The organism is Mycoplana sp. ABR4_002, from assembly GCF_056159645.1.
Genome location: NZ_JBSWVO010000001.1, coordinates 2,303,649 through 2,319,072 on the forward strand (window position 1 = coordinate 2,303,649; position 15,424 = coordinate 2,319,072).

12 protein-coding genes are annotated in these 15,424 nt (G+C 67.1%); 1 reads left to right on the top strand and 11 read right to left on the bottom strand.

Annotated elements, in window-relative coordinates; all coding sequences use genetic code 11:
• Nucleotides 1–11: 11 nt before the first annotated feature.
• From ACXAGF_RS11125 to ACXAGF_RS11150, 6 genes are all read right to left on the bottom strand, one after another.
• Nucleotides 12–773 (bottom strand): sugar phosphate isomerase/epimerase family protein, encoded by a 762-nt coding sequence (locus ACXAGF_RS11125; RefSeq protein WP_475017002.1) that lies wholly within the window; start codon nt 771–773, stop codon nt 12–14.
• On the bottom strand, nt 774–3,290 hold the full coding sequence (locus ACXAGF_RS11130; RefSeq protein ID WP_475017003.1) for a beta-mannosidase: 2,517 nt from the start codon (nt 3,288–3,290) through the stop codon (nt 774–776).
• Nucleotides 3,291–3,455: 165 nt separating this feature from the next.
• Entirely contained in the window at nt 3,456–4,544 is a 1,089-nt protein-coding gene (locus tag ACXAGF_RS11135; RefSeq protein WP_475017004.1) for an ABC transporter ATP-binding protein, read from the bottom strand.
• Between the two features lie 5 nt (nt 4,545–4,549).
• Nucleotides 4,550–5,494, bottom strand: a complete 945-nt coding sequence (locus ACXAGF_RS11140) for a carbohydrate ABC transporter permease (protein WP_475017006.1) — start codon at nt 5,492–5,494, stop codon at nt 4,550–4,552.
• Nucleotides 5,487–6,392 carry a carbohydrate ABC transporter permease gene (locus ACXAGF_RS11145; protein WP_475017008.1) on the bottom strand — a complete coding sequence of 302 codons (906 nt, stop codon included), beginning with the start codon at nt 6,390–6,392 and terminating at the stop codon, nt 5,487–5,489. The genes ACXAGF_RS11140 and ACXAGF_RS11145 overlap by 8 nt, the downstream gene beginning before the upstream one ends.
• Before the next feature lie 76 nt (nt 6,393–6,468).
• Entirely contained in the window at nt 6,469–7,704 is a 1,236-nt protein-coding gene (locus ACXAGF_RS11150; protein ID WP_475017010.1) for an ABC transporter substrate-binding protein, read from the bottom strand.
• A 392-nt stretch (nt 7,705–8,096) separates the two neighbouring features.
• On the opposite strand from ACXAGF_RS11150, the gene ACXAGF_RS11155 reads away from it, so the two are divergent.
• Nucleotides 8,097–9,131, top strand: a complete 1,035-nt coding sequence (locus tag ACXAGF_RS11155) for a LacI family transcriptional regulator (RefSeq protein ID WP_475017011.1) — start codon at nt 8,097–8,099, stop codon at nt 9,129–9,131.
• Between the two features lie 82 nt (nt 9,132–9,213).
• Here ACXAGF_RS11155 and gndA read toward each other — a convergent pair whose 3' ends face one another.
• From gndA to ccoG, 5 genes are all read right to left on the bottom strand, one after another.
• Nucleotides 9,214–10,644: an NADP-dependent phosphogluconate dehydrogenase gene (gene gndA / locus ACXAGF_RS11160; protein ID WP_475017012.1), complete on the bottom strand. Its 1,431-nt coding sequence runs from the start codon at nt 10,642–10,644 to the stop codon at nt 9,214–9,216.
• A gap of 167 nt (nt 10,645–10,811) precedes the next feature.
• Nucleotides 10,812–11,000, bottom strand: a complete 189-nt coding sequence (ccoS, locus tag ACXAGF_RS11165; protein WP_475017014.1) for a cbb3-type cytochrome oxidase assembly protein CcoS — start codon at nt 10,998–11,000, stop codon at nt 10,812–10,814.
• Nucleotides 10,997–13,291, bottom strand: coding sequence for a heavy metal translocating P-type ATPase (locus ACXAGF_RS11170; RefSeq protein ID WP_475017016.1), 2,295 nt, complete (start codon nt 13,289–13,291; stop codon nt 10,997–10,999). Before ACXAGF_RS11170 ends, ccoS begins: the two co-directional genes overlap by 4 nt.
• Nucleotides 13,288–13,788: a FixH family protein gene (locus ACXAGF_RS11175; protein WP_475017018.1), complete on the bottom strand. Its 501-nt coding sequence runs from the start codon at nt 13,786–13,788 to the stop codon at nt 13,288–13,290. Before ACXAGF_RS11175 ends, ACXAGF_RS11170 begins: the two co-directional genes overlap by 4 nt.
• Nucleotides 13,785–15,362 carry a cytochrome c oxidase accessory protein CcoG gene (ccoG, locus tag ACXAGF_RS11180; protein WP_475017020.1) on the bottom strand — a complete coding sequence of 526 codons (1,578 nt, stop codon included), beginning with the start codon at nt 15,360–15,362 and terminating at the stop codon, nt 13,785–13,787. The genes ACXAGF_RS11175 and ccoG overlap by 4 nt, the downstream gene beginning before the upstream one ends.
• Between the last annotated feature and the right edge of the window lie 62 nt (nt 15,363–15,424).

The following is a 15,424-nucleotide window of genomic DNA, read 5'->3' on the forward strand; positions in this document are numbered from 1 at the left end:
GGGTGGCCCGCTCAGAAGGAGCGGATCGCGGCGATCGACCGGTCGGCGAGCCGGCCCAGGTCCTTGGGGTTGTCGTGCTCGACGATGAAATACCGGGCCTTGGTGGCGCCAAGGGCCTTCATCAGGTCGCCCCAGGGCACCGTGCCGTGGCCGACGTCGGCCCAGCCGTCCTCGTCCGTGGCCTCGCCGGCCGGGGCAATGTCCTTCACGTGCACCGCGGTGATGCGGTCGGCATACTTTTCGATCCAGGCGAACGGATCCGCCCCGCCCCGCACGATCCAGGCGATATCGGCCTCCCAGGACAGGTCGGGTCCGCCGGCGAAGATGTGGTCCTGCGGGCAGGTGCCGTCCGGCAGCGCGGCGAACTCGAAGTCATGGTTGTGCCAGCCGAAGTCGAGCCCGGCCCAGCGATAGGGATCGGACGCCTTCTGCAGCCGCTCGCCGAAGGCGCGCCAGCCGGCGGCGTCCGCCGGGCGATGTTCGGGCAGCAGATAGGGGCAGTAGATCGCCCTGATGCCGAGCAGCCGGGCAATCTGCAATACGCGATCGACCTCGTTCTCCAGCATGTCGAGGCCGAAATGGGCGGTGGGCATGGTCAGGTCGTTCCTGTCGAGATCCGCCTTGGTCGCGGCGATCGCGTCAGGGTCAAGGGCGGCATAGAGGGCACCGTAGCCCTCGACCTGGCGGTAGCCCGCCCTCGAGACCAGACGGAACACGTCGGAAAAGGGCTGGAAGTTGCGGGCGCTGTAGAGCTGGAAACTGATGGTCTGCACTTAGCGGTCTCCTCGAACGGTCTTGGCAGGATGGCGGCTGGTTGCCCGGTCGCCGGAAGGCGACTGGCAGGCGTGGAGGTCAAGGGCGTGGAAGGTGGGCGGCCCACCGGCTCCGGCCGGCTCCACCGGCGTAAAGACCAGCGTCCGCTCCTCCCCCGCCAAAATATCGATAGCGTTGTCAGACCAACGGCCTGCAACATTTGCTTCGACTAAAACATAAAGCGCAAGCGCCGCCGACGCGGCCGTGACGTCATAGGCGCCGTCGGCGCGTCGCACGGCCTTCAGCGCCAGTCCGGACGGCTGCAGGTCGAGCGCCTTGTAGGGCACGGACACATGGTGGCCCTCGCCGCGCATGCCGTTCGACGCCTCGAAACGCCAGAACAGGAGCATGTCGTCCGGCAGGTCGGCGACCTCAACCGAAAGCAGGATCTCGGCCCGGTCCGGTCCGCAGACCGCTGAAACCTCGCGGAGCGGGCGCTTCTCGCCGGACAGTGTGACGAGCCAGGTGCTGAGCGCAACCTCGACCGGGCCAGCCGTGTCGTTGACCATCGACAGGTCGACCCGCGCCCCGTCCGGCGCGGGAACGGCGGCGACGGCCACCGGCTGGAAGAAGCGACGCGCCATGTAGTGCATCGCCTTCCAGCTGCCGCCGTGATCGAGGCTCGACCAGGAGGCGACCGGCCAGGTATCGTTGAGCTGCCAGTAGAGCGTGCCCATGCAATGCGGCTTCAGCGACCGCCAGTAGTCGACGGCGGTGCGGATCGCCAGCCCCTGCTGGATCTGGCTGAGATAGACGAAGCTTTCGAAGTCCTTGGGAAAGCGGAAGTAGCGGAACATGGTGGCCGCGATCCGCTCGTTGCCGCCTGCGTTCTTCTGGTGCCACTCCATCACCGGCGAGGCGATGTTGAAGTCGCGCTCGTCGGCAAACCGGCGGATGACCGGCATCGAGGTGTAGGACTGGAAGCCGAACTCCGAGCAGAAGCGCGGACGCACGCGGCGATAGTCGTGGAACGGCTTGTTCTCGTGCCAGACCGACCAGTAATGCATGTCGCCCGAGCCGTCGGCGTGCCAGGCGTCGCCGAAGTCGAGATAGCCGGAGGCCGGGCTCGACGGCCACCAGATCGCGCCCGGCGCCGCCTTCTTCAGCGCCAGTTCGATCGTGCGGTTCAGCCGGTCGTAGGATACGAGATAGCGGTCGCGATCCTTGCGCGAGGCGTCGAACCAGCCCAGCGCGCCGATGAGTTCGTTGTCGCCGCACCACAGCACGATCGAAGGGTGCGAGCAGAGCCGCCGCACCTGGTAGTCCACCTCGGCAGCGACGTTATCGAGGAAGTCCGGCGTCGAGGGATAAAGATTGCAGGCGAACATGAAATCCTGCCAGACCATCAGTCCCAGCTCGTCGCACAGGTCGTAGAACCAGTCCGGCTCGTAGAACCCGCCGCCCCAGACGCGCACCATGTTCATGTTGGCCTCAACCGCCGATTGCAGCAGGTCGCGCACGCCCTGCTTCGTCACCCGCGAGAACAGCGCGTCCGCCGGAATCCAGTTTGTGCCGCGGCAGAAGAGGTCCCGGCCGTTGACGCGCGGCGCAAACCGGCTTCCGGCCTCGTCCCGGTCGGTCACCAGTTCGACGTTGCGAAAGCCGACCGTCCGCGTCACCGTCTCGGCCGGCGTCTCGACCACGACCCGCGACAGCTCCTGCTCGCCGCTGCCGGCCGGCCACCACAGCCGTGGCGCATCGACGCGGAACAGATGGGTCAGCACCGTCTCGCCGGCGTTGACGCCGATGTCGAGCCGCACGCGTTCGCCGTCGAGCGAGAAGTGCACCGGCAGGATGCCGGGCTCCTCGGCAACGAAGGTCGCGGTGACATAGAGGTCGACCGCACCGTCGGCATGATGGAACTGGCGCGTCGTGACGTGCTCGATGCGGGCGATCTCCAATTTGCGCAGGACGATCGCGCCGTAGATGCCGAGCGGGGCGATCGCGAGGTTCCAGTCCCAGCCGAAATGGCATTGCGGCTTGCGCAGCATGTTGCCGTTGGCGATCGGCGAGTTGCCCTCGTGCCAGGGAACGAAGAACGGCTGGTCCGCCTGACGCGCGGCGGCGGCGGCGATGGCGGAATGAATGACGACGCGCAGCGTGTTCTGGCCCGCCTGCAGGGCTTCGGTCACGTCGGGCCGATAGCGCCGGAAGCAGTTGTCGGTGTCCTGCACCAGCACGCCGTTGACATACACCGAAGCGACCGTATCGATGCTGCAGATGTCGAGGTACCAGCGCGCCTGAAGCATGTCGGCGCTGACGTGGAAGGCGCGCTCGATTGCCCAGTCGGCCTCCGCCACCCACTGCACCTCGCGCTCGTTGCGCCCGACATACGGGTCCGGAATGAGGCCCGCGGCCAGCAGGGCGCTGTGGACGTCGCCGGGCACGACCATCGGCGCCGTATGGCCACCCTCCGTCGTCGACAGCTGCCAGGTGCCGGCGAGGTCAATCGCGGTGATGTCTGACGTTGCGTTCATTTGCCTGGCCTCGAATGGTCCGTACCGGTGATTTTGCGGTGCCCGCCTTCGCTCGGGGACGCGCCCCCGAAGCTCCGCCCTTCTCCTCGCTTGCCGGAACCTCCGGCGAGCGGACGAGGGCTGCAGGTCTCTGACGATCGGCTGGGCGGCCCTCTGCCGCCCGTTTCAGATCCGTTCTTCGCTCGCCGCGTCGAACACCGACGCCAGCGACATGTCGAACGACAGTCTCACCCTCGAACCCGGCTGGAAGCGCCGGGCGCCTGCTGTGCGTACCGACATGGTATGGCCGGCATGCCGCAACCACAACAGGTTGTCGGCGCCCATCGGCTCTTCGATGTCGACGACGGCCTCATGGATCTCGCCGGTGGCGCCGGCTTCGTCGACCGTCACGTGCTCGGGGCGGACGCCGAGAACGACCTTGCGTCCGGGCGCAAGCGCCTCGCCCGCGACATAGCGGTCGAGCGAGAAACGCACGCCGTCGGCGATGAAGATGGCGCCGCCGTCGGTACCCGCGACGATCTCGCCGTGCAGGAAATTCATCGACGGCGAGCCGATGAAGCCGGCGACGAACAGGTTCTTCGGCGCATTGTAAATGGTGTTCGGGTCGGCGAGCTGCTGGATCACGCCGCCCTTCATGATGGCGATGCGGTCGGCCAGTGTCAGCGCCTCGATCTGGTCGTGGGTGACATAGATCATCGTGTTGCGCAGGGACTGGTGCAACCGCTTGATTTCGACGCGCAGTTCCGAGCGCAGCTTGGCGTCGAGGTTTGACAGCGGCTCGTCGAACAGGAACACGTCGACGTCGCGCACCAGCGCCCGGCCGATCGCCACGCGCTGACGCTGGCCGCCGGAAAGCTCCGACGGCTTGCGCTTCAGTAGTGGGCCGATCTGCAGGATTTCCGCGGCACGCGCCACGCGCCGGTCGATCTCGGGTTGCGGCACCTTGGCCACCTTCAGGCCGAACGACAGGTTCTTCTCCACCGTCATCTGCGGATAGAGCGCATAGGACTGGAACACCATGCCGATGCCGCGGTCCTTCGGCTCGTCCCAGGTGACGTTGCGACCGTTGATGTGGATCTGCCCGTCGGTGATGTCGAGCAGCCCGGCGATGCAGTTGAGCAGGGTCGACTTGCCGCAGCCCGACGAGCCGAGCAGCACGAGGAACTCGCCCTCCTGGATGTCGAGGTTCAACTGGTCCAGCACGGTCACCTGGCCGAAGCTCAGTTTCAGGTCTTTGACGGAAACGCTGGTCATTGCGCTTATCCTTTCACTGCACCGGCGGCGATGCCGCGGACGAACAGCCGGCCGGAGACAAAATAGACGATGAGGGGTACGGCGCCGGTCAGTATGGTCGCGGCCATGTTGACGTTGTATTCCTTCACGCCCTGGACCGAGTTGACGATGTTGTTGAGCTGCACCGTCATCGGGTAGTACTCCGGCCGGGTGAAGACGACGCCGAACAGGAAGTCGTTCCAGATGCCGGTCACCTGCAGGATCATCGCGACGACGAAGATCGGCATCGACATCGGCACCATGATGCGGAGGTAGATCCCCCAGAAGCCCGCGCCGTCGACGCGCGCCGCCTTGAACAGTTCCTCCGGCAGGCCGGCGAAGTAGTTTCGGAACAGCAGCGTCAGGATCGGCATGCCGAAGATGGTGTGCACGACGATGAGCCCGGAAAGCGAGCCGTAGAGGCCGATCTCGCGCAGCACGATCACGATCGGATAGAGCATCACCTGGTAGGGAATGAAGGCGCCGACGATCAGGATGGTGAAGAAGACGTCGGCCCCCTTGAAGCGCCAGTTCGACAGCGCATAGCCGTTGACCGAGGCGATCGCGATCGAGATCAGCGTCGACGGCACGGTGATGATGACGGAGTTCCAGAACCCGCGCGAGAGGCCGTCGCAGTTCAACCCGGTGCAGGCACTCGACCAGGCCTTCACCCAGGGCTCGAAGGTGATCTCCATCGGCGGCGAGAAGATGTTGCCGATGCGAATCTCCGGCATGCCCTTCAGCGACGTGACGATCATCACGTAGAGCGGCAGCAGATAGTAGAGCGCGGCGACACCGAGCGTGCCGTAGACGATGATCGTCCGCGGTGTCAGGAGCCGGCGCGGCCTCGCGCCGCGGGGAACGGCGCCGCCCGGCCCGGCGATGGCGGCCGTCGACACAGCGGATTTCTTCAGGTGACCCCGGTCAGACACGCTTGCGCCCTCCTCCGAATTCCAGATAGGCCCAGGGAACGATGATGATCGCGACCGTGATCAGCATCATGGTGGAGGCGGCGAACCCCTGGCCGAGGTTCTGTGCCTGGAACATGTAGTCGTAGACATATTTCGCCGGCACGTCCGAGGCGATGCCCGGCCCGCCGCTGGTCTGCGCCACGACCAGGTCGTAGACCCGCACGATGCCGCTTGCGACGATCACGAGCGTGGTGACGAACACCGGCCGCATCATCGGGATGACGACGAACAGGTAGGTCTTCCAGATCGGGATGCCGTCCACCCGCGCCGCCTTCCAGATGTCCTCGTCGATGCCGCGCAAGCCCGCCAGCATCAGGCACATGACCAGCCCCGTGCCCTGCCACAGCGCCGCGATCAGGATGCCGTAGATGACGATGCTCGGGGTGTAGAGCGGATCGAAGTCGAAGCCGCTCCAGCCGAGCGCCCGCACCACCGACTGGACGCCGTGCTGGGGATTGAGCAGCCACTGCCAGACGAGCCCGGTGACGATGAAGGACAGCGCGAAGGGATAGAGGAAGATCGTCCGGAACGTGTTTTCGAACCGGATCTTCTGGTCCATCAGCGCCGCCAGCACGAAACCGATCACCATGCTGAACACCAGCGACAGCACGCCGTAGACGGCGAGGTTCTCGATCGACTGCAGCCAGCGCGGCGCCGCCCACAGCCGCTCGTACTGGTCGAAGCCGACGAACTTCAGGCGCGGCAGCAGCTTCGAGCTCGTGAAGGAATAAAGAACCGTCCAGAGCGTGCCGCCGAGAAAGATCACGACGGCGGTCAGCATCATCGGGATCGATGCGATCTTGGCATTCAGATGGCGCAGCAGTCGCCTCGGCCGGCGGTTGCGAGCGTGGCCCGGCATGGGTCTCCTCCCCTGTCCGTCATGTCTCAGGACCGCCGGCCCGGATCCGGGCCGGCGACCGGCGGATGCAGGGCGATCAGTCCGCAGACGCGATGATCGCGGCGAAGCGCTTCTGCGCGTCCTCCGGGGTGATCGAGGGATTGGCGAAGAACTCGGAGAAGAGGTCCTCCTTCTGCTTCTGGCTGTCGGCCGAGAGCAACTGGTCGGTCCAGCGGATCACGTTGCCCCTGGCAAGGATGTCGAGCCCCTTCTTCATGCAGTCGTTGGCGGCTGCGAGATCGACGTCGCCGCGCACCGGCAGAGACCCCTTCTTGAGGTTGAAGGCGACCTGGGTCGCCGGGCTGACCAGCGTCGAAGCCAGCGCTTCCTGCGCCTTCGCCTTTTCCTCGTCCTCCAGCAGCGGGAAGTAGAAGGCATCGCCACCGGTGGCGATCATCTCGTTCAGGCCGAGACCGGGCAGGCAGGTGTAGTCCTCGCCGGCCTTCAGCCCGGCCAGCTGGAACTCGCCCTGGGCCCAGTCCCCCATGATCTGGCCGCCGGCCTTGCCGGTGATCACCATGTTGGTCGCCTGGTTCCAGTCCTGCACGTTCGTGCCCCGGGACATGCGGCGCGCGTCGTCGGCCGCCTTGAACACCCGCGCCATCTCCGGACCGGCCGCCACCTCGGCGTCCTTGTCGCCGAAGACCTGCAGGAAGACGTCCTTGCCGGCGAGCGCCAGGATCAGCACGTCGAAGGCACCGTTCGCCTGCCACGGTTGGCCGCCGACCGCGAGCGGCACGATCCCGGCCTTTTCCAGCGCCGGCGCCGCAGCGACCAGTTCGTCCCAGTTCTTCGGCACCGCCACCCCGGCCTTCTCGAAGGCGGCGTTCGACAACCACAGCCACTGCCAGGAATGAATGTTGACCGGTGCGCAGTAGATCTTGCCGTCGATGGTGCAGCTGTCGAGCAGGCTGGCCGGCCGGATGATATCCTTCCAGTTCTCGCGCGCGGCGACGTCGGTCAGGTCGCGCATCAACCCCTCCTGCACCAGCTCCTCGGCCTGGCGCCCGTGGTTGAACTGTGTCGCCCCCATCGGGTCGCCGCCGGTGATCCGGCTGACCATGATCGGGCGCGCGGTGCCGCCCGCCCCGGCGATGGCGCCGTCGACCCACTTGTTGCCGCTGGCGTCGTAGGCCTTGGCCAGCTCGGCCACCGCCGCCGCCTCGCCGCCGGACGTCCACCAGTGCGTCACCTCCAGGTCCGTCGCGTGGGCCGCAACGAGCGGCAGCGCGACCGTTGCCGCCAGACCGGCGACCGCGGAACGAAATTTCATGAGTCTCCTCCCTCACTGAAACGTTACAGATGAAAGTTAGATCAAGCCGCCCGGTCGCGCAAGCGGGCTCGTCACGATATCCTGCATTTTTCACACTGCGGGGGCTCGTGAAACGATCGAAGAGTTTTGACGGCAACTAAGAAATTCGCATACCCTAATCTACCTTATTGTTTTTCTTAGTTTAAGCAGAACACTGACCAACTTGTGCGTTGTTCCAGGCGCCTTCGATCGGCACGCCACGCCCCGCCCTTGTCAGCCTCACAAGCACATCAACGGCGTTGAAGATGGGCTCGACAGTGATACTGTATCGTTACAGAATGATCGAACCCCAAGGAGTGGCGGCCGGACGAGAACCATGATAACCGGCCAGCAGCGAGGAGGAGGCGGGGCGCATGAACAGGTCCAACAAGGAACAGGGTGAGGTCAGGCTGAGCGGATCGGAGCGGCCGACGCTGAAGACGATCGCCTTCATGACCGGCCTCGGCGTCACGACGGTATCGCGAGCGCTCAAGGACGCGCCCGACATCAGCCAGGAGACGAAGGAGCGCGTCCGCCTGGTCGCGCGCCAGGTCGGCTACCAGCCCAACCGCGCCGGGGTCAGGCTGCGCACCGGCAAGACCAACGTCATCAGCCTGGTGCTGAGCCTGGAGGAAGAGATCATGGGCCTGACCAGCCCGCTCGTCGCCGGCATCTCGGAAATCCTCGCGCCGACCCAGTACCATCTGGTCGTCACGCCCTACCGCACGGCGGAGAACGCGCTGGACCCGATCCGCTACATCCTCGAGACCGGCGCCGCCGACGGCGTGATCATCTCGCGCACCGAGCCGAAAGACGCGCGCGTGGCGCTGATGATGGAGCGCAACCTGCCCTTCGTCACCCACGGCCGCACGGTGATGGGGCTGGAGCACCCCTATCACGATTTCGACAACGAGCGCTTCGCCTACGAGGCGGTGCGGCGCCTGGTGGAGCGCGGCCGGCGGCACCTGATGCTGCTGGAGCCGCCGCCCCACCTGACCTTCAACATCCACATGCGCACCGGCTTCGAGCGGGCCGTGCACGACTTCGGCGCATCGATCCATCCCTTCAGCGAGGTCAATCTCGATTCCGGCCTGCCGGAGATCCGTGCGGCCTGCGAGAGGGTGATGCGGGCGAGCGGCGCGCCCGACGGCATCGTCTCGGGCAGCGGCTCGGGCGCCGTCGCGCTGATCGCGGCGGTCGAGGCCTCCGGACGGCAGATCGGCCACGACATCGACATCGCCTCGAAGGAGCCGAGTGCCTTCCTCAACTGGCTGCGGCCGGAGGTGATGACGATCCGCGAGGATATCCGTCTTGCCGGCCGTGAACTGGCCCGCGCCGTCGTCGGCCGCATCGACGGCCTGCCCGCCGCCGAATTGCAGACGCTCAGCTATCCGATCACGACGGACTGACCCGCGCTCGGGCGCATCGGCTCGAACGAAAAGGGCCGGCGCCATGGCGCCAGCCCTCGCGTCCTGTCAACCCTGCCGCGGCTCAGGCCGAAGCGCCGGAGCCCCAGGGACCGTGGTGGCTGTCGGCATCGTCGACGCGGTCGAAACCGTGCGCGCCGAAAAAGTCGCGCTGCGCCTGGATCAGGTTGGCCGTACCGCGCGCGCGCCGGTAGCTGTCGAAATAGCCGAGTGCCGAAGCCAGCGCCGGCACCGGCAGACCACCCAGCACGGCGGTCGAGACGACGCTGCGCAACGCGCCGTCCGTTTCCTTCACCATGGCGGCAAAGGCCGGGGTGACGATCAGGTTGGCGGCGTCGGGGTTCTTGGTGAAGGCCGTGGTGATCTCATCGAGGAACTGCGAGCGGATGATGCAGCCGGCGCGCCAGATCTTGGCGATGGTCGGCATCGGCAGGTTCCAGCCGAACTCCCTGGAGGCGGCGGACATGACGGTGAACCCTTGCGCGTAGGCGCCGATCTTGGCCGCCAGCAGCGCGCTTTCGAGGTTCTTGATGAAGGCGGCGCGGTCCGCGACAGCCAGTTCCGGCACGGTCGGCAGGCCGAGGATCTTCTCCGCCGCCTCGCGCTCGCCCTTCATCGACGAGATCGATCGCGCCGCCACCGCGGCCTCGATGGCCGTCGCCGGCACGCCCATGTTCTGGGCCTCGATCACCGACCACTTGCCGGTCCCCTTCTGACCGGCCTTGTCCAGGATCATGTCGACCATCGGCTTGCCGCCGATCGGATCGACGGCCGCCAGCACCTTGGCCGTAATCTCGATCAGGTAGGAGTTCAGCCGCCCCTTGTTCCAGGTGGCGAACACCTCGCCGATCTCGGCCGCGCCCATTTTCAGCCCGTCGCGCAGGATGCCGTAGATTTCGGCGATCATCTGCATGTCGGCATACTCGATGCCGTTGTGGATCGTCTTGACGAAATGGCCCGCGCCGTTCTCGCCGAGCCAGTCGACACAGGGCTCGCCGTTGTACTTGGCCGCGATCGAGGTCAGCACCTTCTCGACGCGCTTCCAGGAATCCTCCGTGCCGCCGACCATGATCGAGGGGCCATGGCGCGCGCCCTCCTCGCCGCCGGAAACACCCATGCCGATGAAGGTCAGGCCGCTGTCCTTCAGCGCGTCGAAGCGGCGCATCGTGTCGCGGAAATTGGCGTTGCCGGCGTCGATCATGATGTCGCTCGGCGAAAGATAGGGGCGCAGCAACTCCATCTGCTGGTCGACGGCGGCACCCGCCTGGATCATGATGATGATCGGCCGCGGCGGGCGGATGGCGGCGACGAAATCCTCGATCGTGTCGCAGGGCACGATGTTGTCCTTCAGCGCCCCCGCCTCCTCGTAGAACTCGCGGGTGCGGGCGACCGTACGGTTGAAGACCGCGATCCTGTTGCCCTTCTCGGCGATGTTGAGCGCCAGATTCGACCCCATCACGCCGAGACCGATCAAACCGATTTCCGCCTGTGCCACGTTGTTACCTCCGTTCGGAAATGGCGCCTGGCCGAACGACGAGATCAGGCCGTGCGCAAAACTGATGAGCCGGAGGAAGGGTTGGGAGCTCTCGACCTTCGGCAGCTGCGGTTTTGGCACTCAAATCGATTTATCACAAGAAGATGTTTGAATTTTCATCCGTTTCATCACGGCGGCCGGCGTTGCCGATCCGGCTGGCGCACGTGCCGAGTGGCCCCGTCCCCGTCGTCGAGCGCCCGCCAGGCGGCGCCGTCGAGATCGTCGTACTGGCCGCTGCGGATCGACCACAGGAAGGCCACGAGGCCGAGCCCGCCAAGCAACAGCGCGATCGGGATGAGGTACACCAGCATGCTCATGCGGGCTGCACCCGGCCGTCCGTCGGCTCTCGGCGGGCCGCATCCGCGCCGGCCGGCGCCCGGGTTCCGAGCCGCAGCGAATTGGCCACGACGATGATCGAGGAGGTGGACATGGCGACGGCCGCAACCAGCGGCGTCGCGTGGCCGAGGATCGCCACCGGCACGGCGATGACGTTGTAGCCGATCGCCAGCGCGAAGTTCTGCCGGATCAGCCGCCCCGCGCGGCGCGCCGTGTCGACCGCGAAGGCCACGGCGTCCAGCCCGTCTCGCAGGAAGACGAGGTCGGCCGCCTGCCGGCCGATGTCGGCGGCCGTCGCCGGCGCCATCGAGACATGCGCGGCCGACAGCGCCGGCGCGTCGTTGATGCCGTCGCCGACCATCAGCACCCGGTGGCCCGCGGCCGTGCTCGCCTTGACCGCCTCGGTCTTGTCGCGCGGCGCAAGGGCGGCTTCCCAGCGACCGATGCCAAGGCGGGCGGCAACGCGTTCGACCACGGCGGGCCGGTCGCCGGAGAGAATGCCGACCTCGATCCCGTCTTTGCCCAGCCGGCCGATGGTGTCCCGCGCGCCCGGCCGCAGCCGGTCCTCGAACCGGTAGGTCTCGACCGGCCGGCCGTCGAGCGACAGCACGACCTCCGGGGCGCCGGAGTCGTCTTCCGACGCCTCGTCCCCTGCCCCGCCGCCGGCAAAGGCGCGGTTTCCGAGCCGCCAGGTACCCTCCGCCGTCACCGTCTCAAGGCCGCAGCCGGGAAATTCGGCGACGGCGCCGACCTGCGGCAAGGGCCCGGCATGGGCGGCCGCCAGCGCGGCCGACAGCGGATGGCGCGAATGCCCGGCCATCACCGCGGCGACGGCGAACGGCCCGTCGTCATTGGCGCCCTGCGCGCTTCGCCGCTCCACGAGGCGCGGTGTCCCCATCGTCAGCGTCCCGGTCTTGTCGAACAGCGCGGCGTCGATCTCCGCGAGCCGCTCCATGGCCGAACCGTCCTTGACCATGACGCCGGCCCCGAACAGGCGCCCGGCCGCGACCACCTGCACCACCGGCACGGCAAGGCCGAGCGCGCACGGGCAGGTGATGATCAGCACGGCGACCGCCACCAGCATCGCGTGCTTCCAGTCGCCGTCATGGAGACCCCAGCCGACAAAGGAGACCAGTGCCAGCAGGTGGACCGCCGGCGAGTAGTAGGAGGCGGCGCGGTCGGCGATGCGGCGGTAGCGCGCGCGCCCGCCCTCGGCCGCTTCCATCAGGCCGATCACCTCGGCAAGAAAGGACTCGCGCGCGACGGCGGTCGCCTCCACGACGAGCGCCCCCGTCAGGTTCATCACCCCGGCCTCGAGCGTCATCCCCGGCCCCGCCGTCACCGGCGCGCTTTCGCCGCTGACCAGCGAGCGGTCGACATCGCTGCGGCCGGAAACGACGCGGGCATCGACGGCGATTCGATCCCCGGCGGCGACCGAGAGCCGGTCGCCGACCGCGATCTCCTCGATCGGCCGGTACTCGCGCGTACCGTCCTCTGCCACCAGCAGGGCGCCGCGCGGCGAGAGCCTGGCAAGGCTGGTGATCGCCGAACGGGCCCGGTCGCGCATGACGTGGTCCAGCGTCCGGCCGATCAGCAGGAAGAACAGCAGCGTCACGGTGGCGTCGAACCAGGCATGCTCGCCGTGGTGGATCGTCTCCCAGAGCGAGACGAAGTAGGACAGCGTGACCGCGAGCGAGATCGGCACGTCCATGTTGGTGCGGCCGTGCTTCAGCGCCCCCCAGGCCGAGCGGAAGAAGAAGCGGCCGGCATAGATCAGCACCGGCCCGGCGATCAGCGCGGAGATCCAGTGGAACAGGTCGCGGGTCGAGGCTTCGGCGCCTGACCAGACCGACACCGACAGCAGCATGATGTTCATGGCGGCGAAGCCGGACACCGCCACGGCCCGGATCAGTTGGTTGCGCAGTTCGTCCTCACCCGCCAGCGGGGCGGTGTAGAGATGGGCGGCATAGCCCCTGCCCGCGACCGCGGTGACGATCGCCCGCGGGTCGAAGCCGTTCTCGTCGCGCCAGCGCACCGAGACGCGTTTCGCCGTCAGGTTGACGCGGGCGTGCTCGACCTGCGGCAGCGCCCGCAGGGCGTCCTCAAGCGTGGCGATGCAGGCGCCGCAGTGGACGCCCGGCACGCTCAGGTCGGTCTGCCGCAGACCCGCGCCGAGGTCGCGGCTAGCAAGCCTCAGTTCCTCCGCCGACGGCAGGGCACCGGTCGCCGCGACGCCCAGCGCCCCTTCGGTACCCGGTGCACAGCAACTCATGGCCTGCCTCCTGCGACGACCAGCCGGATCGTCTGATGAAAGAGCGGCGCGCCGTCCCGGACGGTGCCGATGTCGGCGATCCACTGGCCGGGCGGGATGGATTGCACCGCAGAGTAGTTGCCCGCGCTGTCGGCGGCAAGCGGCAGCCGGAAGTCGCCGCGTTCGTCGACCGGCCGCTTGAACGTCGCCGTCACGCTGCCGCCCGTGACCGGCTGCCCGTCGGCGTCGCGCAGCTGGTAGCGGACGCGGCCGTCGCTGACGTCGAGCTCGCCCGTATAGCCGCTCGCCGCAAACGCCTCGGCAGCCTTGACCTTGGCGTTGAACTGCTGGCTTGCGACATAGGAGTTGGGCACCACCAGCCCGCTCCAGCTGCTGATGGCGTTCCAGGCCATCACGAGATTGATGCCTATGACGGTGCCGAAAAACAGCGCCATCACGCCCAGCATGTGCCAGCCGGTGAAGACGAACGGTTTTCTCTTCCCGACAGTCCGGCTCATTGCACACCTCCCGGAACGCTGAACATGGCGTCGTAGGTGCTGCGCTCGTTTCCGGGCCGGTCCTCCGCCACCAGCCGGAAGCCGTCGCCGGCCTCGGCGCGGAAGTCCTTCGGCAGCGTGACGAACACCTTCAGCGCCGTCACCTTGTCCGGTGTGACCGCAACCTCGAAGCGGCGGCCGTCGCCGCTGTCCTGGCCGGCAACGCGCATGGTCGCATGCGGCAGCCCGTCGATCGAGAGCGTGATCACACGCGGCTCCGGGATCATGTTCAGAAGCTTGACCTCGTAGCCGTTGCGGATCGAACCGTCGGACTCGATCACATATTGCGGATTGCGGTCGTGCAGGACGTTGAGCCCGAGCCGGTCGCGCGAGACGAGCGCGATCAGAAGCCCCAGCCCCGCGAGCGTCCAGACGGCGAGATAAAACAGCGTGCGCGGGCGGACGATCACCCGCCAGTCGAACGGCTTCACCCTGGCAGACAGGCGGCCGTCCGGCGCGTGGACGCGCGCCGGATCGATCGACCCCGCGCCGCCATCGGTGGCGAGCGCCATGTTGGCGGCGTAGTCCGACAGCGTGGCATAGGCGATCAGGCCGCGTTCCTTTCCGATCTTGTCCATCACCCCGTCGCAGGCGTCGATGCAGAGCGCGCAGGTGATGCATTCGAGCTGTTGTCCGTCGCGGATGTCGATACCCATTGGACAGACGGCGACGCAGGCGTTGCAGTCCACGCAGTCGCCGACGCTGTCGCCGGCGGCCAGCGCTTTCTTGGCGTGGCGCGAGCGGGGCTCGCCGCGCCAGTCGTTGTAGGTGACGACCAGCGAGTTCTCATCCAGCATCGCCGCCTGAATGCGCGGCCACGGGCACATATAGGTGCAGACCTGCTCGCGCATCAGCCCACCAAAGATATAGGTGGTCGCCGTCAGCACGCCGACGGTGATGTAGGCCACGGGCGCGGCGTCGAAGGTGACGAACCGGCTCATCAGGGTCGGCGCATCGGCGAAATAGAAGATCCAGGCGCCCCCGGTGGCAACCGCGATCGCCAGCCAGGCGGCGTGCTTGACGATGCGCTTGCGCAGCTTGTCGAAGCTCCACGGGCCGGCATCGAGCTTCATGCGCGCGTTGCGGTCCCCTTCGACCGCCCGCTCGACGACGAGGAACAGATCCACCCACACCGTCTGCGGGCAGGCATAGCCGCACCAGGCGCGCCCGCAGGCCGAGGTGACGAGGAACAGTCCGAACCCCGCCATCACGAGCAATCCGGCCACGAAGAAGAACTCCTGCGGCCAGATCTCGATGAAGAAGAAGTAGAACCGCCGGCCGGCAAGGTCGACCAGCACCGCCTGGTCGGGCGCATGCGCGCCGCGATCCCAGCGCAGCCAGGGCGTCAGGTAGTAGATGCCGAGCGTGACCAGCATCACGATCCACTTGAAGCGCCGGAACCGGCCCTCGGCCCGCTTCGGGAAGATCTTCCTGCGCCTTTCGTAGAGTGGCTTGCGGAGCCTCGCCGAATTGACCGCCTCGGCCTCGAGGCGTTCGACGGTCGGCGGAAGCAGGCCGGGAGACAAATCATTCATGGAAAGAGCACCGGAATATCCGTTGGATAGGCCCGGACAATGCGGCCGGCACCGGCCTGCAT